19 protein-coding genes and 1 tRNA gene are annotated in these 23149 nt (G+C 45.3%); 13 read left to right on the top strand and 7 right to left on the bottom strand.

The annotated features are described in order from the left end of the window. Positions 1–8: 8 nt before the first annotated feature. The 3 genes from CLV98_RS09060 to CLV98_RS09070 form a co-directional block, all read right to left on the bottom strand. On the bottom strand, positions 9–962 hold the full coding sequence (locus tag CLV98_RS09060; RefSeq protein ID WP_109673976.1) for a bifunctional metallophosphatase/5'-nucleotidase: 954 nt from the start codon (positions 960–962) through the stop codon (positions 9–11). Then, positions 949–1713 carry a 5'-nucleotidase C-terminal domain-containing protein gene (locus tag CLV98_RS09065; RefSeq protein ID WP_109673977.1) on the bottom strand — a complete coding sequence of 255 codons (765 nt, stop codon included), beginning with the start codon at positions 1711–1713 and terminating at the stop codon, positions 949–951. The genes CLV98_RS09060 and CLV98_RS09065 overlap by 14 nt, the downstream gene beginning before the upstream one ends. A gap of 120 nt (positions 1714–1833) precedes the next feature. Next, the gene (locus CLV98_RS09070; protein WP_109673978.1) at positions 1834–2814 is read right to left on the bottom strand and encodes a sugar phosphate isomerase/epimerase family protein; all 981 of its coding nucleotides are present in this window, start codon (positions 2812–2814) and stop codon (positions 1834–1836) included. 314 nt (positions 2815–3128) lie between these two features. On the opposite strand from CLV98_RS09070, the gene CLV98_RS09075 reads away from it, so the two are divergent. Both CLV98_RS09075 and CLV98_RS09080 read left to right on the top strand, forming a co-directional pair. Continuing rightward, positions 3129–3995 carry a sugar phosphate isomerase/epimerase family protein gene (locus tag CLV98_RS09075; protein ID WP_109673979.1) on the top strand — a complete coding sequence of 289 codons (867 nt, stop codon included), beginning with the start codon at positions 3129–3131 and terminating at the stop codon, positions 3993–3995. Positions 3996–4267: 272 nt separating this feature from the next. Beyond that, complete coding sequence (locus CLV98_RS09080; protein WP_109673980.1) at positions 4268–4657, top strand: hypothetical protein; 390 nt, start codon at positions 4268–4270, stop codon at positions 4655–4657. A gap of 82 nt (positions 4658–4739) precedes the next feature. Here the strand turns inward: CLV98_RS09080 and CLV98_RS09085 are convergent, their stop codons facing one another. Further along, the gene (locus tag CLV98_RS09085) at positions 4740–6866 is read right to left on the bottom strand and encodes a M43 family zinc metalloprotease (RefSeq protein ID WP_109673981.1); all 2127 of its coding nucleotides are present in this window, start codon (positions 6864–6866) and stop codon (positions 4740–4742) included. 280 nt (positions 6867–7146) lie between these two features. Between CLV98_RS09085 and dinB the strand changes: the two genes are divergently transcribed. Next, positions 7147–8253 (top strand): DNA polymerase IV, encoded by a 1107-nt coding sequence (gene dinB / locus CLV98_RS09090; RefSeq protein ID WP_109673982.1) that lies wholly within the window; start codon positions 7147–7149, stop codon positions 8251–8253. A gap of 8 nt (positions 8254–8261) precedes the next feature. On the opposite strand, the gene CLV98_RS09095 is transcribed toward dinB, so the two are convergent. Next, positions 8262–9425: a putative sensor domain DACNV-containing protein gene (locus CLV98_RS09095; RefSeq protein ID WP_229203282.1), complete on the bottom strand. Its 1164-nt coding sequence runs from the start codon at positions 9423–9425 to the stop codon at positions 8262–8264. A 767-nt stretch (positions 9426–10192) separates the two neighbouring features. Here CLV98_RS09095 and CLV98_RS09100 point away from each other — a divergent pair. The 4 genes from CLV98_RS09100 (at position 10193) to CLV98_RS09115 (ending at position 15008) form a co-directional block, all read left to right on the top strand. Continuing rightward, entirely contained in the window at positions 10193–11176 is a 984-nt protein-coding gene (locus CLV98_RS09100) for a glycosyltransferase family 2 protein (RefSeq protein ID WP_109673984.1), read from the top strand. An 84-nt stretch (positions 11177–11260) separates the two neighbouring features. Further along, the gene (locus CLV98_RS09105; RefSeq protein WP_109673985.1) at positions 11261–13108 is read left to right on the top strand and encodes an ABC transporter ATP-binding protein; all 1848 of its coding nucleotides are present in this window, start codon (positions 11261–11263) and stop codon (positions 13106–13108) included. After that, positions 13105–14031 carry a glycosyltransferase family 2 protein gene (locus CLV98_RS09110; protein WP_109673986.1) on the top strand — a complete coding sequence of 309 codons (927 nt, stop codon included), beginning with the start codon at positions 13105–13107 and terminating at the stop codon, positions 14029–14031. The genes CLV98_RS09105 and CLV98_RS09110 overlap by 4 nt, the downstream gene beginning before the upstream one ends. 11 nt (positions 14032–14042) lie before the next feature. Then, positions 14043–15008 carry a glycosyltransferase family 2 protein gene (locus CLV98_RS09115; RefSeq protein ID WP_109673987.1) on the top strand — a complete coding sequence of 322 codons (966 nt, stop codon included), beginning with the start codon at positions 14043–14045 and terminating at the stop codon, positions 15006–15008. Here CLV98_RS09115 and CLV98_RS09120 read toward each other — a convergent pair. Beyond that, a complete protein-coding gene (locus tag CLV98_RS09120; RefSeq protein WP_109673988.1) occupies positions 14985–15905 on the bottom strand; it encodes a glycosyltransferase in 921 nt (306 codons plus the stop codon). The two genes, CLV98_RS09115 and CLV98_RS09120, sit on opposite strands and share 24 nt — an antisense overlap. A gap of 306 nt (positions 15906–16211) precedes the next feature. Here CLV98_RS09120 and CLV98_RS09125 point away from each other — a divergent pair, with 306 nt between their 5' ends. The 6 genes from CLV98_RS09125 (at position 16212) to CLV98_RS09150 (ending at position 22531) form a co-directional block, all read left to right on the top strand. Further along, entirely contained in the window at positions 16212–17417 is a 1206-nt protein-coding gene (locus CLV98_RS09125; RefSeq protein WP_109673989.1) for a dipeptidase, read from the top strand. A 132-nt stretch (positions 17418–17549) separates the two neighbouring features. Continuing rightward, positions 17550–19553: a 1,4-alpha-glucan branching protein GlgB gene (glgB, locus tag CLV98_RS09130; protein WP_109673990.1), complete on the top strand. Its 2004-nt coding sequence runs from the start codon at positions 17550–17552 to the stop codon at positions 19551–19553. Positions 19554–19659: 106 nt separating this feature from the next. Next, positions 19660–20346 (top strand): hypothetical protein, encoded by a 687-nt coding sequence (locus CLV98_RS09135; RefSeq protein WP_109673991.1) that lies wholly within the window; start codon positions 19660–19662, stop codon positions 20344–20346. 9 nt (positions 20347–20355) lie between these two features. Then, positions 20356–21033 (top strand): NUDIX domain-containing protein, encoded by a 678-nt coding sequence (locus tag CLV98_RS09140; RefSeq protein WP_109673992.1) that lies wholly within the window; start codon positions 20356–20358, stop codon positions 21031–21033. A gap of 83 nt (positions 21034–21116) precedes the next feature. Further along, positions 21117–21188, top strand: a tRNA-Arg gene (locus CLV98_RS09145). Positions 21189–21322: 134 nt separating this feature from the next. Beyond that, positions 21323–22531 carry a site-specific integrase gene (locus tag CLV98_RS09150; protein WP_109673993.1) on the top strand — a complete coding sequence of 403 codons (1209 nt, stop codon included), beginning with the start codon at positions 21323–21325 and terminating at the stop codon, positions 22529–22531. A 38-nt stretch (positions 22532–22569) separates the two neighbouring features. Here CLV98_RS09150 and CLV98_RS09155 read toward each other — a convergent pair whose 3' ends face one another. Then, positions 22570–23022 carry a DUF5675 family protein gene (locus CLV98_RS09155; RefSeq protein WP_109673994.1) on the bottom strand — a complete coding sequence of 151 codons (453 nt, stop codon included), beginning with the start codon at positions 23020–23022 and terminating at the stop codon, positions 22570–22572. Positions 23023–23149: the final 127 nt, after the last annotated feature.

Genomic DNA, 23149 nt, shown 5'->3' on the forward strand with positions numbered 1-23149 from the left:
TCGTTAATTTAAGATGGCCAGTTATCCTCTACCTCCTGCACTGACCCTACGGGCAACACTGCTGAAAGCCTTGTTTGTGACTTTTTATGCCGATCAAAATAATAATCGATTCGCCCCAGATTAATCCCAGCGAAACCCACTTGGTTAACAGTGGTAATATTGCCATCAGCGTTCAGAACATCCACAGGGTCTTTCAAAAAAGTATGGGTATGTCCACCAATAACCAAATCGATGTACTTGGATTCTTTGGCCAATACTAGATCCGACACCTTACTGTCGCCATATTTAAAGCCCAAATGGGATAGGCAAATCACTAAGTCACATTGATGATCAAACTTCAACAGGCTGGCCATTTCAGTGGCTTTCTGAAGGGGGTCCAGGTATTGGGTCTCTAGGTAATTCTTTTTGTCTACCAATCCTTCCAATTCTATCCCCAGCCCAAAAACACCTATGCGAATTCCACTTTTCTTAAATATCTTGTATGGTCGTGTTTTACCCGCCAAGATGGTATCCTTAAAGTCGTAGTTGCTACAAAGAAAGGGGAAATTAGCATGAGGCAATTGTTTTAAGAACCCCTGCAACCCATTATCGAAATCATGATTTCCCATGGTGCAGGCATCATAGCCCATTTCCGACATCATTTTGATCTCGAGTTCGCCTCCAAACATATTGAAATAAGGGGTACCCTGAAACACATCGCCGGCATCAAGCAACAATACATTCTGCTCCTGTTGACGTATGCTATTGATGAGCGCAGCCCGCTTGGCTACTCCCCCAAGACCTTGATTCCGTGACCCATCCATCGGAAAAGGATCAATGCGGCTATGGACGTCGTTGGTATGCAGAATCGTAAGCTTCAGGGTATCGGGGTGCGCCAAGGCAGAAAGTGGCAGCGAAGACAAGCCCGCCAAGGCGACGGAACCTGCCGATAATTTCAAAAATTCTCTCCTATTCGTTTTCATTGACACGTATTCTATCGTCTAGTTGCACCTGTATTTCATTTCCTTGTTGCGTTATATCTTCCACATAGTCGATAAGCGCATCTCTCAAGCGTTTGCCTACTAACCGCTGATCCTGGGCTTCTGACAAAAACGACAAATCCCCTCCACTGTTAACGAGGTAGTCGTAGGTTAGTATGGTATACTGTGCCTTGGGGTCGAAGGCCTTCCCACCAATAAGTATCTCGGTAGGCTTTCCACCATCGATATACATGCGTAAACCGGCCACAGGCTGGCCCTTACTAGCGGCTATGTATTCCAAAAGTTTCCAGGTAGTGTCGCCCGATAATTTGAGGACCACCATTTCATTTTCAAAAGGCATCAGTTCAAAAATATTCCCAATGGTCAATGCCCCTTTAGGAAGGGTATTGCGAAGGCCTCCTCTTGTAGCGAAAGTGAATTGAATGGAAGGATCGAATTTACGTCCTTGATCCAGGATGGCCTCGGAAAAGAAATTCCCCAATAGGGTTTCAGGTCCTTTACCACCGGTAATGGCTACTGCCGAATGCCCGATCACACGGTCCATTTCGGCCTGCATTTGTCGTTTATACGGCAAATAATACCGTATCAGGGAGGAGTCGACGGCTAGGCTATCGTCCATCACATATTGGCTATAGCCCGACTGGGCCACTTGGTAGGATTTTTGGCAGCTTATCTGACTCATCATGCCGAGCCATACCCCTACCATAAGGCCCTTTGGAATTTTACGCATCATTAAAAAATATTACTGGCCCCAAATATAAAGTACGGCCAGTAATATTTTTTAAGTTTTACCAGATATAATAATTAAAGCAAACGATAATCCTACTCTGATTATCATTCCATCTCCTCCAGGCTAGGCTCCCAAAGCTTTTCTGGCGAACTCTACACATTTGGCGGTTTCCTTCACTGCATCGGAGCCCTGAGGTATGGGGTACTCCAGCTCAATAGTAGCGGGAAACTTGTATTTTTTATCACGCATCATCTGCAATACTTGCACTATAGGCGTATCCCCTTCGCCCCATACCACATTATCGCCACCGTTGGCCTTGTTTTTTCTATCTTTGGTGTGCATGCTCACGATATGCTGATGCTTAGCTTCCAACAGTTCGATGGGGTCGAACCCGGCGGCTACATAATGCCCCATATCAAAATTCAGGGCATTATATTTCGATTGTTCCAAGGCCTTATCCCACCAATCAAAAGTTTGTTGTGTATGGCCATGATAGCCGGCATATATTTTATTTTTGGAAGCAATATCTCCCAATCTTTTCGTTTCGGCATCGCTAGGCTTTTCAACGTTTGCCTGATTGGCCCCTAATGCCTTAGCCGCTCTAAAAGCATAGTCTACCTCAGCATCGGTATTTTTTTCACCTAAGGCCGACGGTTTATAACCATAAATCTTTACCCCAGCCTTTTTATATAGCTTTCCCAACTGCTGGAATCGGGTCATGGGCACAGTCGCCCTCCATTGGGCTAGTTTTAGGATATATTCTTCTTGAAGTGACTTCTGCTCGGCAGTCAGCGCTTTGCGCCCCTGACGCTCAAATGGCAGCTCCGGAGCACCAGCAAAGGCTTCCACAGCCGGCCCCATTAGCTCTATGGCACTAATATTACTGTCTATGCAATATTGTAGGACCTGCTCAGCACTGCTTGGCATACTCCGCCACGAATAACTGATCACCCCGATCTGTACCCCTTTAAAAAGGGAATTGGGTTTCCCTAAGTTTTTTATGTAGGCTGGCATACCGAACGAAGCTCCAGAAATGGCCATTAGGCCCGCGGCTGCGAATCCCGATTCTAAAAATTTTCTCCTTGAAATGTCTTGCTGATCCATTGGATTGAGGATTTAGGCTATAAGATTATGGAAAAGTACTAAAGTTGAGTTGCGAAGATAAAAGACTTGGAGAGTAATCATCCATTTTGAATCAAAAAAAATCACCTAAATTCCCAATAATACCCTTACTTGCTCCATTCTTAAGGGCATTAATTGCAGGATAACCATAAAATAAATAATGAAACGGTGGTAACTATAGCGGTCCTTCGTCTTATAAGGTAAAACAGCAATCGGCCGGGCAGGTAGGCATTTGCCGCCTTGGTATACTACAAACGAAACCGTACTACTCCGGCTAAAAAAATATTTAACAAAACATGAACAGGAACGAATTTCTAATGAGTTTGGGAACGATGGCTGGAATGGCCTGCCTTCCCTTTGAAGGAATGGCCACTGAGCCCAATGCCAAAACCCGCATGAAGCTGGGCCTTGTTACCTATCTATGGGGTAAAGACTGGGACGTCCCGACTCTGATCACCAATTGCAGCGCGGCGAAGATACCCGGTGTGGAGCTACGGGTCGATCATGCCCATAAGGTAATGCCCGACTTGAGTGCTGCCGCCCGAAAGGAAGTTAAAATGCGCTTTGACGACAGCCCAATAGAAATAGTAGGCTTGGGGACCAACGAACAATACGACTTCCCCGACCAGGCAAGGCTTAAAAAGGCCATCGATCGTACCAAGGAATTTATAAGACTAAGTGCTGATGTAGGAGGTACGGGAGTCAAAGTGAAGCCCAATGCACTGCATAAAGAAGTCCCCACTGAAAAAACGCTAGAACAAATTGGTAGGGCCTTAGATGAACTTGGTCGATATGCACAAGACTTTGGCCAGCAGATACGGCTAGAAGTACATGGCAAAGAAACACAAGAACTCCCCAACATCAAGACTATCATGGATGCAGCTCCGCACAAAAACGCCACCATATGCTGGAACTGCAACCCAGAGGATTTGATAGGCCAAGGTTTAAAGTACAATTTCAATTTGGTTAAAAATCGATTTGGCGATACCGTCCATGTGCGCGAACTCGACGATAACTCCTACCCCTACCAGGAATTGATCAGTATGTTCAAACAAATAAAATATAAAGGCTGGATTCTATTAGAATGTCGAACCGACCCAAAAGATAAAGTGCAGGCTTTAATACAGCAGCGTGAAATTTTTGAACACATGCTTAAGGCATAAAACACTCATCAACAACCCATTAAAAAGAAACCATCATTCATTTAATCTATTTAACCCATTACTAAGATCATTTAACAAGGGCAATGTCAGGAATAACATTTTGAATTATTTGGAACCTCGACGGTTTATATAAGGTAATTCAAATAAATTTTCAAATACTTCTTACATTTTTTTTGGAAAAATAAGGTTAGCGATTACATTTGTCAAAAGGCCTAAGTTCATTAGGAATTAGATAACCGCACCGAAAAAGGAGTACAATTAACTATAAAACCATGAAGGAACAGTTGCTAACCGTCGATTACGTCGATTCTCAAACCGGTAATATTATTGACTTTTATACACGTTGGGATTTTGAAGAGGAACCATTCTACGGCAAAGCAAGAATCAAAGGACTTGACGAAAACTTCGGAACGATAAAGATTATTGCGGATGTGATTGAGGGAAGTAATCTGGAAACGGCTTACGAAGAGGAAGAAGTTTTTCTTCATGCCGACAACCGTCCTATTTATGCCGGCCCCATGCCAGAGCTCTATTCGGCCAATTGGGTGCACACTGATGGTAAAAAGAAGAAACAAATTTTTATGGTTCCGCCAAACGAAAATGCGAAGGAATATGCCATTACCCAAACTAACAGTAAAGTCGTAGTAAAGCGAATTCTATAATAAAAAAACCGATTGAAATAAAAAACAGCCATTGATTCGTCAATGGCTGTTTTTTTATCCCTCCACCCCTATTTGCAGGTGGCTAATATTTAACTATTTTTTTGGTCATAACCTTATCCTTAAACCGTGCCCTGACCACGTACACACCGCTCGCATAGTTTTGTAAATTGAAGGTATAAACGTTGGTACTCACTTCTCCTTCAATTATATATTCCTTTACTTTTTTACCGGACACCGTGTACAACGTCACCGACTGAAGTCCATCTGGATGGGGATAGAACTCCACCTTGACTTGGTCGGAAGTAGGATTAGGACTTACCAAGAACCCCGCTTCTTTCAAATTGGGATTGACCACCACGGTCCTGATCAGGATATCATCGAGATAAATATTATTCCCGTGGCCATTGGTATTTCCAAATGCCACCATCACTTCACCCTGGCCGATAAACTGGGCCAGATTGAGCTCCACTCTTTTCCACTCGGTAATTGCCGGCACAAAGCTACTCCTAGTAGCTGCTCGGGTCGCCAGCTCTCCTCCCCACTCCTGATACAAGGGCACGTAGGTCTGCCCACAGTCGGTACTTACTAGCACCGACAGCGTGTCCCACTGCGTGGTAGTGGTACTATAATTGGAAGCGGCATAAGAAAAAGAAACGAAAGCCGAATCGACCCCAGCTACCTTCACCACCGGACTCCTTAACAAGTCCACCTGTCCGACGGAGGTGTAGTTATAATTCAAAATCCGGACAGAGCGCCCACCCGTCACCGATGCGCTGGTATTTTGCTCCCAAGTGACGCTTGCATCTGGATTGACGATATCCCAACCAGGAGAGGGAAAAACAGTCTCAAAACTTTCCTGAACGGGGGCCTCAAAGGGCTCATAATATATAAATGCCTTTTCCAAAACATCGTCGCTAGTCTGTTCATCGGGTAATCCATTCGGATTTTCTACCCTCACACGCAATACATGCTCACCCACCCCGGTTGTGAGCGTAGGTAAGGTGATGGTGGCCTCTTCATAATAATTCAAATTCCCCGTCCAGGTAATAGCCTCAGCCTCCAGGTCGTCGTCCTGTTGTACCGTGATAGTGAGACGGGTGAGGGCCTGCTCTCCTTTATTTTGAATCACGATCTGAGGTGTAAACTGTCCTTCACATAGGCGCTGAGCAGGAGCAAGAATGCTTTTGATAGAGGCATCATTTTTCATTAGATCCACAGGGGTACACCCATCGGAGGTAGCCAAGGACATTCGGTAGTTCTCTAGGGCGGAGCGCATGCGCGTTACCTGGCCCTGCGAAAACATGACCAAACAGGCATCGGGTGTGTAATCCATAAAATTCTGATACATGATACCCGGTGAAACCCTGCTACAGGCATCCATCACCTCACCTTGTCGGCATGTCTGGGTATAATCGGCCTGATTGGGCGTATCGGCCACCTCGTCCGACCCCGTACAAGCGCCTTTATCATCTCCCCAGATATGGTATAGCCCGAAAAAATGCCCAACTTCATGGGTAAGGGTTTTACCAGCACTGTAATAAAGCGAGGAGCCACCAGGCAAGGAATTGTAGTCGATCACGACACCTTGCTCGACGGCGGGCCCCAAATCAGGAAAAGTCGCATAGCCCAATATATCGTCGGAAAGGCTGCATATCCAGATATTCAAATAGCGGTCGGTGTCCCAGGCGTCTGCCCCACCACGACTCGCGTATTTGACGTCTTCAGACTCATAGTCAAACGAACTGACGGTGGTGTTGGTAAACTCTATTCCATCGGAGGGCCGGCCGTCGGGTGTTCGCTGGGCCAGGCAAAATTGTATATTAGCCTCCCCTACGAGGCTAGCAAAGGCGCTTAACACCTGCGCCCTTCCCGCATTTTTCCCTCCATAATCCTTATTAAGGGTATCGAGCTGGGCATAGATAGCCTGCTGGCTTACCGTTATCCGGCTGTTGGTCACCACATGAAACACCACTGGAATGGTATAGGTCGTTTCGGCGTTGGTACGCGTTCCACTCTGGCTGCTTTCGTTAGCTCTCTTGGTCAGCGTACTACGCTGAAGCTCAAAATTAGTGCGTAAATTGGGTTGAGTGGAAAATTTATTATCCAATACCGACATGGTTCCACAACGCTCTTGGCCATTACAATAAAACACGGTACATAAGGATAGGACCATGGGGAGCAAGCAATACTTAAGTAACATATTGGTCATATACTTTTAGGTACCATTTTTTTAACTCATTTAGAATAGTTTAAAACTTTCAAAACCAAAGCACAGCGCGTCTCTAGGTCCCGCCAGCGCCAAGGAATAATTAAAATTCTTGGCCATAACTACGACGACCGTCGGGACGACCGTCGGCATGTGCTGTAAGAAGTTCGATAAATAGTACGTTGAAAATGTCTATTTTGATGCACATTAATTACTTTTTAATTTTATTATAATATTGAGTTACGCCTCATTAATCGCAACCCGTCCACAGTAGTTCATTATCATGTCAACGCAGAACACCCCACCGTTACGTAAGATTATTCATATCGACATGGATGCCTTCTTCGCATCCGTTGAGCAGCGGGATCATCCTCAGTGGAAAGGCCAACCTATTGCAGTAGGAGGCTCACCCACCGGCCGGGGCGTGGTGGCGGCAGCGAGCTATGAGGCGCGCAAATACGGGGTACGATCGGCCATGCCGTCGGCCCAAGCCCTTAAAAAATGTCCCCATATTATATTTGTCAAACCCCGGTTCGAAATTTACAAAAGTGTTTCCCTGCAGATCCGCGAAATATTTGGTCGATACACCGATCTTATTGAGCCGCTATCCTTGGACGAGGCTTACTTAGATGTCACCATCGATAAAAAAGGTATTGGCTCGGCTATAGACATTGCGCAAGAAATAAAGAAGGCCATCAAAAGTGAACTAGGCCTCACCGCCTCTGCGGGCGTGTCAATTAACAAGTTTGTCGCAAAAATCGCTTCTGACGTCAATAAACCCGACGGAATTACCTTTATAGGACCTTCTAAGGTAGAGGCATTCCTGGACCAACTGCCCATCGAGAAATTCTATGGGGTAGGCAAGGTTACGGCTTCCAAAATGAAGCTCATGAATATTCATAAAGGGAGCGACTTGCGCGGATTATCGATAGAGGCCCTGCAACAAAATTTTGGCAAATTGGGACGGTTTTTGTTCGCGGTCATCAGGGCCGAAGACCATCGTCCAGTACAAACCCAGCGCTTAGTCAAATCCTTAGGGGCTGAAGACACCTTCGGAAAGGATCTGGTACACCTGGAGGACATGGTGGCTGAACTGGAAACATTGGCTCAGACGGTCTCCGATCGGTTATCGAAGAAGAAGCTTCAAGGGCGAACCCTCACGCTTAAAGTAAAGTTTTCGGATTTCACCCAGATCACCCGCAATCGGTCGGTCAACTATCCCTTGGCATCGGCCACCCAACTCCGGGACATCGCCACGGAGCTGCTGGGAAATATTGACTTTGAAGACCGTCCGGTACGCCTTCTAGGAATTACCCTTTCCAACTTTAACGACCCTACCCCACGCCCTAAGGCCGACCCCGACCAACTAGAACTATTCAATCCTGATTAAACACCTTGCTACATCAGCAGGGCGTCGACCCTATGGGCTTGAACGATCTTTTCGCATGTGGACCATGAAAAGATGGTAAACTTTCCATCCTGGGAAGCCACTAAGGCAAAGGAATCCTTTTGGTCCTGAACAAACTGAGCTGCCGACATATGCCTGGTTCCCCCGTTTTGTCCCGGCGGCATCCGTTGGCCCTTATTGCCTTTGATAGGCTCTGTCGTCAATAATTCGGAAATAGGGGCACGCCCCTTGGCCCGGGCAATTTTCGCCCCAAAACCCAATAATTCGTATTGGTCGTTGATGATAGTGGCCCCATCCACGGCCGTCAGGCCCGCCATGCTACTAATAGCCTGAGAAAGATTACTTTGCCACTTGGCTCGGCTGGGCTGAAAATCCCTGTTCAACTCTGCTAATTCGCTAAAGGCTGGCTCCACTGGGTAGCTTATAGGATGCACAATAGATTCGCGCCAGCTGCTGCCATGAGTAGGCACTACCAGCAATATCCCTCCGCGCCCATGTGCCCGCATGGAAGCCGAAAGCAACACCAAAATATTTACAGAATCGTTCCACAACCTGGTGGAGTCGTTGCCGATTAAGGAGTGAATCAGCGAAGGGCAATCGGGCATTCGTGTAGAACTCTCGTCGATCACCTTGACCTGGTCGCCGGATAAAACGGCGACGTTCACAAATTTCCCATACCCTTCTCCACGGCGGTGCTTGATGACCAGCACCCCAGGTTCTATCACCTCTAATACGAAACAAAGCGCGGGAATAGTCCGGGTGGTCCCCCAGATATACAGCTGATCGCCATCGCTCCAAACCCCCAAATGAATGCCCGACCGCTCCACTGCCGGGGCTAACTTGGTAAGACTATGCGGTGTAAAGGGCAGTGGCGTACCAAACACCAAAGGATTGCCAGATTGGTGTGGAGGAAGGTAAGCGATTGATATTTTAGGAGAAAACCCTTCTTCTTTTCGGAGACTCGCCCAAAACGTAGTATCCAATAGCCGCTCTATGACTCTGGCATTGGGCGATGGCGCCCTGAGCACCCCTTCCGAAATATTACTAAGACTGTGATACTGTTCAAAACGATTGGCAACGGCTCCAGCTATCCCACGGGCCGCCTGATAAGTGGAAAAAGGAACTTTCTCCCCAATGTGTTCCTCTAACATCATATTATTGATCAATTTTCAAATGCAACTCCTGCTATACTTATATGGCCCGCATCAAAAACGCCTGGCCTTTTACTCCATGGCAACAAATAAAATCGATAAAAAGTTAAATAAATGAGCCATCTCTTTCGTTTTATCCCCTATGTTTAAACTCCAAATTTTGAACGTTCCCAAGTCTCTCCCAGTACAGAGTGGGTGAAATTTCCACAGTTTTGTTTTATTTTAAAATAAGTTAATTCTGTTTTACTACTGGCAATTAATCACTTACGTCAGTTTTAGCATTAAAATTCTACTCTATCAAAAATATTTTCAATTACATCTCCAACCATTTGACTGCGAGCTTACTCCTTACAAACAACAGAAGTGTTACCGTTGATGTAAGGTTTTCTGGCATTATCCGACCCATACAGGAGGATAAGGCTCAGAATTTGAAAAGCTTGAGACATCCCTGCGCTGTACACCTAGCAACTAAAAAGAATACAAAATGACCATGCTTACTAATTTAGTACTTTTTTAATATGCCTATTTATCTAAGGTTATTCAAAGAAATTAATTGACCTTCGCCAGAGCTGGCCCTATTTTTATAAGGGTTACATGGCCACAAAAACAACAAAGTATGCGTAGTTAAAATTATGTGGCTATAGGTTAGTCAAGACTTCGAACTTGTAAAGCACCATCCTTAGGAGATAGTTCAAATCAAAATTCTAGATCATCCTAAAATTAAAAATATTGAAAATACCCGCTACTTCACATTCTAACCGTGACCATATATGAAAAGTATTTCTGTAGTGATTCCGAATTATAACGGCAAACGACTCTTCGAAAAATACCTGGCACATAATGTAAATCTGCTTCAAAACTTAAGCAGTGAGGTAGAAATCATTATAGTCGACGACGCCTCCACCGACGATTCGGTGGCCTACCTCAAGGAACATTATGCCGACAAGATCCGGCTGATAGAAAAACCATTCAACAGTGGTTTTTCAGAAACCTGCAACGTGGGCATACAGCATGCCAATATGGACCTGGTATTCTTGCTCAACACCGATGTGATTATTGAAGAAGATTACTTTGAAAAACTTTATAAATACTTCGAATATAAGGACACCTTCGGCGTCATGGGCCGGATAATTGGCATGAAGGACGATAATATTCTGGATGCTGCCCGATCTCCGAAGATTTTAGGTAGAAAAATAAAACCCAGTCATTTTTATTATCTAACCGACGACAAGCGCCTTACCCCTACTTATTATCTCTCCGGGGCCATAGCCCTTATGGACACTCAAAAACTGAAGACCATCAACGGATTCAACGAGATGTTCAACCCCTACTATGGTGAAGATCAGGAACTATCCATCAGGGCCTGGCGTTTGGGATGGAAGTGCTATTATGAACATAATGCCGTTTGCAGGCATGAAGTTTCTGCTAGCACCAAAGGCCATAAGGCTAAAAATAGTATCAAAAGAATCCACTTCCGCAACCGGTACTACATCCATCACCTCCATTTGCATGGATTAGACCTAAGCCTGTATCATCTACAAATTTGGTTGTGTGACGTTCTACCTTGTATTTTTACATTCCAGTTCTATAAGGCCCTTGCCTATATGGATGTAGTAAGAAACCTCAAGGAACTGGCCAAAAAGAAACATGATTTTGACTCCCAAATGAAAACACATCAATCGACCATTGGTATCCTGGATATCATCAGAAACATTCGGTTGAGACTGGATTATAAGGAAGCTATCAAATTATAGCGTCCAATCACCATAAAATGCCTATCAAGCCTGTATCCCAGGCTTGATTTTGTCGTTTTAAAACAAAGACATCATTCACCCTTTATGAATACCTATTTTAGACTACTGTCGTACGCAAAACCGATTTCAAAATTTGCGATTCCTTATATTCTATGTGCCCTCTTAGGCGTGGTGTTTAATACGCTCAACCTAGCCCTACTGGCTCCCTTGCTGATGACCCTGTTTAACAATGCGGGTCCCGACGCCGTGCTACTAAGCAAGCCCTCCGAGTGGACCGATGTATTGGGATATTTTAATTATTACGCCCAACAAGCGGGCGTGGTATACGGCGCCTATAACGCACTGAAAATAGTCTGTATCATCATTGTATCGTCGGTGGTTATGGGGAACCTATTCCGATATTTTTCTCAAAGAATCATGGAAAACCTTCGGATACATACCCTACTGAACCTTAGGAAATCGGTATTTAGCAATGTGATGAATATGCATGTGGGCTATTTTAATGACCAGCGCAAAGGCGATATCATTTCAAAAATAGCCTCCGATGTGCAGGTGGTACAGTTTTCGGTGACCAATACTTTACAAATCATTTTTAAAGAACCCCTGCAGCTGCTCGCTTATGTATTCCTGCTTTTCGCTACTTCGGTCAAGTTGACCCTTTTCGCCCTGTTGGTCATTCCTATTTCGGCCTTTCTTATTGCCCGAATCGTCAAAAGGCTCAAGGAGCAGGCTACCCAGTCGCAAGAATCCTTTGGGCTGATGATCAGCTATTTGGATGAGGCACTTTCAGGAATAAAAATTATTAAGGCCTTTAATGCTACCGATAATATTAAAGAAAAATTTGACTCAGAAAACCAACATTACTCCAATATTGGACGCAAAATGGCCCGCAGGCAACAGCTCAGCTCTCCTGTATCGGAAACCCTCGGCGTGAGTATGGTAACGGCCATCGTATTGTATGGGGGCTCTTTGATACTTGATAACCAGTCGGATCTTTCCGTATCCGAGTTTGTAGCTTATATTGCCCTATTCTCACAGGTGATGCGGCCAGCCAAGGCCATGACCGACTCTTTTAGCTCCATACATGCGGGCTTAGCGGCCGGAGAGCGGGTATTGGCCCTAATTGACGAAAAACCAAAAATTACCGATCAGCCCGATGCCAAGACAATAACTTCATTCGATGATCAAATACAGTTCCAGCAGGTTCATTTCAGCTATGCCGAGAAGCCCATCTTGAAGAATATCGACTTGGTGATCCCCAAGGGTAAGACGGTAGCCCTAGTGGGCTCCTCTGGAGGTGGAAAGTCTACCCTGATGGATCTGATCCCCCGCTTTATAGAACCCCAGGCGGGCACAATATTGATAGATGGCCAGGATATAAAGGCCATTACCATGAATTCCCTGCGCGAACTTATAGGGATGGTCAACCAGGAGTCCACCTTATTCAACGACACCATTCGCAATAACATCGCCTTTGGCGTACCACATGCCAGCCAGGCCGATATTGAAGCGGCGGCACGGATTGCCAACGCCCACGACTTTATCATGGAAACCAGCAATGGATATGAAAGTAACATAGGCGACAGAGGCACGAAGCTATCGGGAGGACAAAAGCAACGGATATGCATCGCAAGAGCCGTACTAAAAAATCCACCGATTATGTTGCTCGATGAAGCTACTTCGGCTTTAGATACGGAATCAGAAAAGTTGGTACAAGATGCGTTGGTCGAACTGATGAAAAATAGGACCTCCTTAGTCATAGCCCATAGGCTTAGTACCATTCAAAATGCCGACCTGATTGTAGTCCTCGACGAAGGGCAAATTGTAGAGCAAGGCACCCATTCGCAACTGATGCTGCAGGAAGGCCAATATCGAAAACTGATCGATATGCAACAATTCAGTGAAGTAGAACCCCGCTCTATCAACGCATGAAACCCTTAGTATCCATAGCCTTATGTACCTTCAATGGACAGGCACATCTGAAACCACAGTTGGAAACCTTGCTCCAGCAAAGCTATTCTAACCTGGAAATTATAGTCATAGACGACGCATCTACGGACGACACGTACGCCATATTACTACAATATGCCGCTAAGTACCCGCATTTTAAAGTCTATAGAAATGAACGTAACAAGGGTTATAATCGGAATTTCGAACAGGCTCTCCAAAAATGTTCGGGAGACCTTATCGCTATTTGTGACCAAGATGATTTATGGCACCCCAAAAAGATTGAAAAGCAAGTAGAAGCCATCCAAGGGCATCAGTTGATATACCATGATTCGGAGTTGATCGATGCCCAAGGCAAGTCCCTTCAACTACGAATGTCGCAAAAGTTCAATTTTTATAGAGGGACCAACCCCGCCGCATTTTTATTTATAAACTGTGTATCGGGACATAGCATCATGCTGAAGCGAACAGTTTTGGACAAGGCCCTCCCCTTTCCTAATTCCGGGCATTACGACCAATGGTTGGCCTTTGTAGCCGCTAGCCAGGGCTCGATCGACTATCTGGATGAAGCCCTGGTATACTACCGCCAGCATGATAGCAACGCCACCGATATCCTAGCGACCAAGTCGAGCCGAAAATCGGCCAAAAATAAGGTGGCGCCATTATTGAGTGAAAGCAATTGGCTAAAAACCTGCAGGGTCTTGACCGGCTCGGCCTACCATGGCTTGGTAGGTCAGCTCTATCAGCTGAGCGCCTCCCGCAATAGAAGTTACTGTAACCTCCAATATGCCGGCAAAATATGGTGGAACAGAACCCTTTTACTCCCTATCCTTAAAAAAAATGCCCTCAGCAAGTTTTTCTATTGCCTGCGAAAAAGCTGGGGAGTTCCCATGAAACGTTTGCTTTAAAATTCTCCCTCATGCCTTCTATCCAAAACCCATTGGTCTCCATAGCCCTATGTGTATACAACGGCGACCGATTCCTTGAGATACAACTCAATAGCCTGCTCGAACAAAGCTACCCGCATATCGAAATTGTGGCCGTAGACGACTGTAGTACCGACGATTCCCGTCAAATCCTGCAACGGTATCGGGCTCAACATCCAGAGCGGATCAAGGTAATAGAAAACGAAACAAATAAGGGATATGTCAAAAATTTCGAATGGGCACTGCGTAACTGTACGGGCCAATTTATCGCCTTTTGTGATCAGGACGATATTTGGCATCCCGAAAAAATCAGCAAGCAAGTAGACCAAATGCCGGGCCACCTACTGGTATACCACGACTCACAGTTCATTCAGGAGGACGGCACCACCATGGATAAAAAAATGTCGGACGTCATTAATATGGTGGTAGGGGCCGATCCGGCCAAATTATTACTCTTCAATTCTGTATCGGGGCATAGCTGCCTGATAGACCGCCAGCTGCTCCAATACATCCTGCCTTTCGACCCTGACCATTTTCACGATCATTGGACGGCCTATGTAGCACTTAATGTAGGAAAGGTCGCCTATATTCGGGAAACACTCGTACAGTATCGACAGCACCAGAGTAGCTCTACCGATATCCTAAACCGACGTAAAAAACTGGATAAGTCCTACCACGAAAATAGGGATGTCAAAAAACTAACCCGAGAATTAAACTGGCTAAAAAAATGCCAGAGTTTCTCCCAGAATAAAGATCAAGCGTTCCTCGATACCTTTGTAAATCTCTTCGAAACCCGATTGGACACCTACTTTTCTTTCCAGTACGCGCAATTTATCGGGAAGCATTTTGACCGACTGTTCTACATCCAGAAAAAAAGAAAATCGAGCAGATCGGGGTATATTTACAGACAGATTTGGGGCTTAAGGGCGAAGACTTTATGGGCGAAGTTCTTTAAATGAGGGAGACTTGGAGCCCTGCCAGCTTAGCTCCAGCAAATGTAAATAGGCCTTAAAAAATAGTTTTGCAGAGACCTTACGGCTACGTCGAAATACCAAAAGCATGCGATGGATATCCCAAAAAGAATATTCCCAATCCATCATTTGTTCAATAAGCTCTTTAATCGACCGTTTTTCGGTAAAGTAAATCTCCCTTTCGGACAAGGAACAAATGCTCAACGGCAAGCTCTGGCTCCATTTCTGATGTAGTTTCAGGATCGTATCCAACCACTCTTTATTGAAGTTGCCTTCCGAATAATGCACCATCAGTATATCATAGGTAACATAAATCTTATGAGACCCGAAATGACTTAAACAAAAATCGATGTCATAACCATGAAAGCCCTTCAACAACTGTTGGTCGAATGGTTTGGCTATTGCCAACTCCTTGCGGGTGCAAAGCCATACCCCATCTACACAGACTACCTCACTCAGGGGTTCGTTTCGAGGGTTATGGTTTACATACAATTCTGGTCGATTATCGTACTTATAACCTTGTAAGATATGTTGGAATGACTTTTCATCGGACTGAAACTGCTCACAATTCCAACCCGAGGGGGCCAAAGACTTATACCCCCCACCAGCCACGCCCACTATGCCGGCTTGAGGCTGAGCATCAAAAATACCCAAGACCGTCTTACCCCAATCTGGAGTCCTCATCTGGACATCTTCATGCATAAAGCAGATGATAGGAAATCGACTCTCTTGGGCGCCTTGGTTGTAGACCTCACAAATCCCTTTGCCGGTATTCCTATTATCATAAGCGAGCACCTCATAGGGCACTCCAATGGTCGCGTGGATGTTAGCCCTCACCTCCTCCAGATGAGCTGGATTAACAGAACAAATAACTATTGAAATCATACCGCAAGTTACAACATTCGAAGCATTCCGCATAGATGCATGACTTATGGCATGGGTATAAAAGCGGACCAGGGAGGATGCCGAGGGAGGGAAAAGCCCAAATGATTATACTTATATATCCCCCCTTCCAACAATTATCAACCCCATCCTCTAAAATGGTATTATAATATTTTTAGATATCACAAATCAGTAGAATATTATTTCCAAATAAAACATTTTAACAAACTTATCTGGAGTTACTATAATTTTGTTCATATTCGTAAAATACAAACCATAACTATTTAAATATCCACCAGTTTCAACGAAATGAAAAAGACACTCCTATTCTTATCCCTACCCCTCCTTACCTTAGGCCAAGGCACCGACAAGCTTGATAAAAAGGCCGCTAAAATCCACGAAAAAATCCTGACCATAGACACTCATGCCGACGTCCCCATTAATATGATGAAGGAAGGATTCGACATCGCCGTCGAACATGATTACGATACCGATGGAACGCAGATAGACTTCCCTAGAATGAAAAAAGGAGGCATGGACGGGATGTTCTTCGCCGTATACCTCGGCCAAGGTAAGAGATCGCTCGAGGCCGACCAGCAAGCTGAGGACAAAGCCCTGGCCATCTTCGACAAGATCCATGAGGCCGTACGCCTGAATCCCGACGTGGCCGCTTTGGCGACCACATCGGCAGATGCCTACAAAATCCAAAAAGAAGGCAAGCGCGCCGTTTTTATTGGTATGGAAAATGGGTGGCCTGTAAATCATAAAATCGAAAACCTTAAAAAGTTTTACGATCTAGGTCTTCGCTACATCACCCTGTCACATTCTCTGAATAATGATATTTGCGACTCCTCTACCGATCCTGACGGCCCAGTTTTTAACGGCTTAAGTCCATTTGGAGAAAAAGTAGTAAAAGAAATGAACCGACTGGGCATGATGGTCGACATTTCACACGTGTCCGACTCTACATTTTACGATGTTATAAAACTAACCAAGGCCCCTTTGATTGCCTCACATTCGTCGTGTAGGGCCCTATGCGATGTCCCTAGAAACATGACCGACGATATGATCAAGACCCTTGCAAAAAATGGCGGTGTAATACAGATCAACTTTGTTCCGGGATTCGTCAAAAAACCTACCCAGCAACAAGAACTTTCGATGAAAACTTTCCGCTTAAAACTCAGACAGACCGACTTAAGCCCTGAAGATAAAAAAGCGCTTTTCGATGAAATGAGAGCTACCAATAAGAAGTACGAAAAGGATATGCCGACGGTCTCCGATGCCGTGGACCATATCGAACATGTGATCAAACTCACCAGCGTCGATCATGTGGGCATAGGCATGGACCTCGATGGTGGAGGACGCGTACTAGGAATGAATGACGTGAGTCAGATAGGAGCCATTACAAAAGAATTGGTAAAACGTGGATATTCTGAGAAGGAAATCGCCAAAATATGGAGTGGTAACGTACTTAGGGTGCTCGACGCAGCGGAAAGAGTCTCCAAAACGTTATAAATATAGAATTATTGACAGCCAGGGGATTTAGAGAAAGAATAAAAAAAATATATACATTTTGAGAAATTGTTTAATAAAATTACAAATATTACATCCTCATAATGAATACCCAATAAATTACTCGAATACCAAATGGCCAAATCACCCAAAAAGAAAGTAGATCAACCCGAAACTATTGGAGAAAAAAATGGTCTGGAAGGCAAACGCCATTATCTGGGACCCGTGGAGAAAGTAAGTCGGTTTTCCGATTTTGATATACATTTATTCCGTCAAGGAAAACATTACAAGTTATACGAAAAACTGGGCTCCCACGTCATGGAACATAATGGCGTGGTGGGCACCTATTTCGCCGTATGGGCGCCAAACGCCTCATCCATTGCCGTTATAGGAAACTTTAACGGCTGGAACAAGGAACAACATGCCTTGTCGCCACGCTGGGACAGTAGTGGGATTTGGGAGGGCTGGATCCCCGACGTCGGGGTTGGTGAGGTATATAAATATTTCATTATTTCTAACGACGGTCAGCATCTGGAAAAAGCCGACCCCTTTGCCTTGTGGTGCGAAGTAGCCCCGCGCACAGCCTCTATCGTATGGGATACCTGGTACGAATGGGAAGATTCCGACTGGATGAACACCCGTAAAGAAAAAAATAAGCTCAATGCGCCTACCTCCGTCTATGAGGTTCACCTGGGATCGTGGCAGCGAGACCCCTCCGACCCCGAGCGGTTTTTGACTTATAAGGAAATCGCCAAGAGCCTGGTACCTTATGTAAAAGAAATGGGCTTTACACATGTAGAGCTAATGCCCATCATGGAGCACCCCTTTCCACCCTCATGGGGCTATCAGATTACGGGCTATTTCTCGGTGTCGTCCCGGATGGGCACTCCCCAAGAGCTGATGTATCTGATCGACGCTTTTCACAAGGCCGATATTGGCGTTTATATGGATTGGGTACCCTCCCACTTCCCCGGCGACGCCCACGGTTTGTACCGATTCGATGGTACGGCCTTATACGAGCACGAAGATCCCCGAAAAGGGTATCACCCAGACTGGAAGAGCTATATTTTCAATTATGGTCGGAATGAAGTGCGCTCCTTCCTGATCAGCAACGCCATCTTCTGGCTCGACCGCTACCATACCGATGGACTGAGGGTGGATGCGGTAGCGTCTATGCTTTACCTGGATTATTCGCGTAAGCATGGAGAATGGATCCCTAACGAATTTGGCGGGCGCGAAAACCTGGAGGCCATTTCCCTGCTGAAAGAAATGAATATTGCCGCCTATACCGAGTTCCCCGATATCCAAACCATTGCGGAAGAATCCACCGCTTTCCCGGGTGTTTCCCGCCCCGTCTTTAGCGACGGCCTGGGATTTGGACAAAAATGGATGATGGGCTGGATGAACGACACCCTCAAGTATTTCGAAAAAGACACTGCTTTCAGAAAATGGCATCAAGATCAGCTAACTTTTAGCCTGGTATACGCTTTTTCTGAAAACTTTATGCTCCCCCTCTCTCACGATGAGGTGGTATATGGCAAAAAAGCCCTCGTAATGAAAATGCCGGGGGATGAATGGCAACGCTTCGCCAACTTGAGACTGATGTTTGCGTTTATGTTTACCCACCCAGGTACCAAGCTTATGTTTATGGGGGGGGAATTTGGCCAAACCTCCGAATGGAACTTCGAGCAAAGCCTCGACTGGCATCTATTAGAATTTGCCCCTCATAAAGGCATGAAGGAATATGTCAAGAGCCTCAACGCCTTGTACCGTTCCGAGCCTGCCCTTTATGAGCATAGCTTTAGCCCCGAAGGCTTCGAATGGATCGATACGCAGGATCGGGAGAATTCGGTGTTGGTCTATGCGAGGAAAGCCATAGACGAAACGGAGAACTTGGTGATCGTACTCAACCTTACCCCCGTCCCACGCCCCAACTACCGAGTGGGCGTACTTGCGGCTGGGGAATGGGAAGAGATTTTCAACTCCGACTCCGAAGCATTTTTTGGAAGTAACAGCATCAATACCGGAAAAATAACCGCGACCCAGGAAGCATGGCATGGACGGAAGGAGTCCATACAGCTCGACCTTCCTCCTCTTGGCGCTATTGTTCTAAAAAGAAAGGCTTCTAAAAAAAAGTAGAAAGGCGATAAAAGGCCATTTTCAATAAATAATACTAGGCAGAGGGCATTCCTCTGCCTTTTTTTTACGCATTTTTTTACCTTTGTCGCGTACTATATTTGAACACATGAAAAACAAGCTATATACCATCCTATTTCTGGCCTTTGTGACAACCTCTCTCCATGCACAAAGCCTATCAAGAGTGACTTCAGGAATCGACCTCGGCTTAGGGTACCACCCTAACGATGGCCTATGGGCCCCGGCAGGCATGTACCACCAGGACCTAAGCCTGAAAAACTTTACGCAAATACGGGTGGGCTGGGGCGTGAGAGCCTATGGGGTGTACACCGGCGCTACCAATATGACCCCAAATTATAATGCGAGCCAGGGCGACACCCTCTCCTTTGGTAAAGTATCCACCAACGGGCTTAGCTTTTTGGCCAGTGTGAGCTTTATGGTTGGCCCCGTAGAAATAGGCGCCAACACCGACCTCGTAGGAATTGCCTTTGGCACCAGACGACAGGCCCTGTATAGCTCCAGAAATGTGGATGGAGAAGGTGCTGAATTTTATAACGATTACGTCCCAGCATCGCCCAGCGCGCTTAACGCTTTGCCCCTGCTGTTTAATAATAATAATGGGCAATCCGAAATATTTGCCCGCATCTGGTTCACCAACAGGATCGGTCTCAAGCTAGGGTATAATTTCGGTAGAACCTCCTATACGTCGGAAGAAAAACTGGATAATGGCCGAACTCGGTTCTCCTTCGGGTCGAACTACCCGTATGTGGCTATGGCCTTCCCTTTGTATAATTAATATTTGACCATGCCAGTAGAAGCACTAGAAGATTCCCATAAGTACAAGCTTTGGAAGAACAGACTCCTCGAGAGTGGATTAGAAATACATGGGATACAAGAAATGTATTCTCGCAGAGTAGGTCAGGACGGACAAGTATTATTCTCTTTGGTACTTACCGACGCCACCACGCCCGAAGGCCATAAGATCCCCCCTATTTGTTTTATTAAAGGGGAGGTGGTCTGCGTGATGATCTGCCTGATCGACGAGCAGACGGGCGAAAAACACCTATTGCTCGTACGGCAGCGCCGCATATGCGATGGTTCGATGACCTACGAACACCCCGCCGGCATGCTCGACAGCGAGAGTGACGCCGCCGCCGTAGCCGCCAGGGAGGTATGGGAAGAGACCGGCATAGAAGTGGCCAAGGAAGACCTTATCCAACTTTTAGACAAACCTTCCTTCCCCTCCACCGGAACCAGCGACGAGGCCATGTATTTTTTCTATTGTGAAATTAAGATGTCTCCGACCAAAATCCAGAGCTTCCATAACAAAAGCCAGGGGCTCATTTCCGATCATGAGTATATAGAAACCTTTGTGGTACCCTTCGTCGAAGGGCATCGGTTGATCACCAATACCAACGGAATTTTACTAAACTTTCTGTATCTCAAAGCCGTAGGAGATTGGGAGCTCATGCAAAAATTATAGACCCCAATATTTTTACAAACATTTTTAAGGAAAATCATTATTTAAATAAAATAGACCCTATATTTGCACCCCAATAGTGCCAAGCACCCGTAGTTCAATGGATAGAATTTTGGTTTCCGGTACCAGCGATAGGGGTTCGAATCCCTTCGGGTGCACAAAATAGATATCATCCGATATCACACAACATTAAAACCCGCTTAATTATGTAATTAGGCGGGTTTTTCATTTCTTTGCTATCGCACCGCATCGCCCAATATCGGGAAATGTTTCAGGAAAAGTTTCAGGGAAAATGAGCAATATAACCTTCCATGTAGAACTCGATAGCTACAAGAAAAAAGACGGAACCCACAATCTACAGATACGAATAACACAAAATCGCAAGTCCAAAAGAATAACCACAGGCCTATCCATACTTCCGAACAACTGGAATCCAGAAAAATGCGAGGTGCGCAAGGCTGACCCACAGTACCGCCAAAAGAACGCTTTATTAAAATCAAAGATGCTAGAGTTAGAATCAACCTACCTTGAAGCATCTATTCAGGATAAAGCCTTACATCCAGAAAAACTAATACTTCAATTACGTAGGGAAGTCGTTGGTTCCAACTTCTTCGAATATGCAAAAACCCGAATTGCTAGAATGTCCTCCCCTTCTACCAGAAAAGGCATGTCTTCCGTTGTTAAAAAACTTTACGAGTATAGAAAATCTGATCAACTGTTCTTTTCTCAAATAAATTATGAGTTTATTCTTAATTATGAGAGGTACCTAAAAAAACAAGGAAATGGAATCAACACCATACATTCCAGCATGAAGTCAATTAAGGCGATATATAATGAAGCATTAAAAACCGGCCAGTTTGACCTAGAGGGCCCCTCCCCTTGGAGCCTATACAAACTAAAAAAAGCCAAGTCCAAAAGGAGAAAGCTTGACGAGCTACAGATAATACAAATTGAACAACTTGACATTCGCCCAGGAATAAACAAATGGCATAGCAGAAACATTTTCCTAATGTCATTTTTCCTACAGGGCATGCGCGCGGCGGACATTATTCAGCTCAAATGGGGCCAGGTTAAAAATGACCGTGTAGAGTACATTTCTGGTAAAACTGGTAAGTTTCGATCTAAGAAGTTGATTCCAAGAGCGACCGAAATACTGGCACATTATCGGTACCCTGGACTTAGGGCCACGGACTATGTATTCCCATTTCTAAAATCTAAAAACAAGAAACAATTTAGTGAAGATGAATGGCTTGGTGCGATAAGTAGCACTAATACCATCATTAATAAACATTTAAGAGCTATTGCGGTTGAAATTGGAATCGATGGCTTAAGCATGCACGTTGCACGGCATAGCTTCGCAGACATTGCAAGGAAAAAGACAGGAGATGTTTATGCCGTGTCAAATGCGCTCGATCATAGCTCGGTAACCATTACAGAAAATTACTTTAATGCAGCATCAAGAGCTGAGAATGACGACTTGGTAGATTCGGTGTTTGGATAAAACCCAAAAGGCCCGACATTCCGATCGGGCCTTTTACTTTAATACTGACTCTCCACCGTCACCCATACCTGCTCCCCCCTTGCTAAAGCTGCAGCGATTCTATTCTGCAGACGATCGCTGGCTATTCGGCTTTGCATGACGATATACTGGCCATCTTCACGTCCGTAGTGCGTTCCTGGCAACAAACAACCCTCGGTATTATTATGACGGTTCCCTGGGTGGATCCGGATCCCTGAATAACCTGGTACCCCAATAAGAATTGGCAGCTGTCGTTTGAACCTAGTAGAGTAAGTAATTACAACCTGATATCGGCCGGTAGGGATGGCCGTTTGGCCGTAGACCTTTGTTTCTTTGATTTTCTCTAATGGCCAGGATGCATCCAGACCTCGATCGAGGTCTTCCAAAATAAATTGGTGCGGTTCGCCATCCACTTTTAATGTACCTAAAGTCGACCTAGTCGCTTTCCAGCGTCTTGTGAGTACTATTTCCATGTTATTCTACTAGGTCTTTAAGTTGGCCAGACTCGTCAAATTTCTTCATTCGTACCAGTATCCATTTAGGCAGAAGGTTGGGCCGGATCTCTGCGATATTCTCCAAGATACTGATCGACTCCCTTAC

The organism is Dyadobacter jejuensis (assembly GCF_003149085.1).
Lineage (GTDB): Bacteria > Bacteroidota > Bacteroidia > Cytophagales > Spirosomataceae > Dyadobacter > Dyadobacter jejuensis.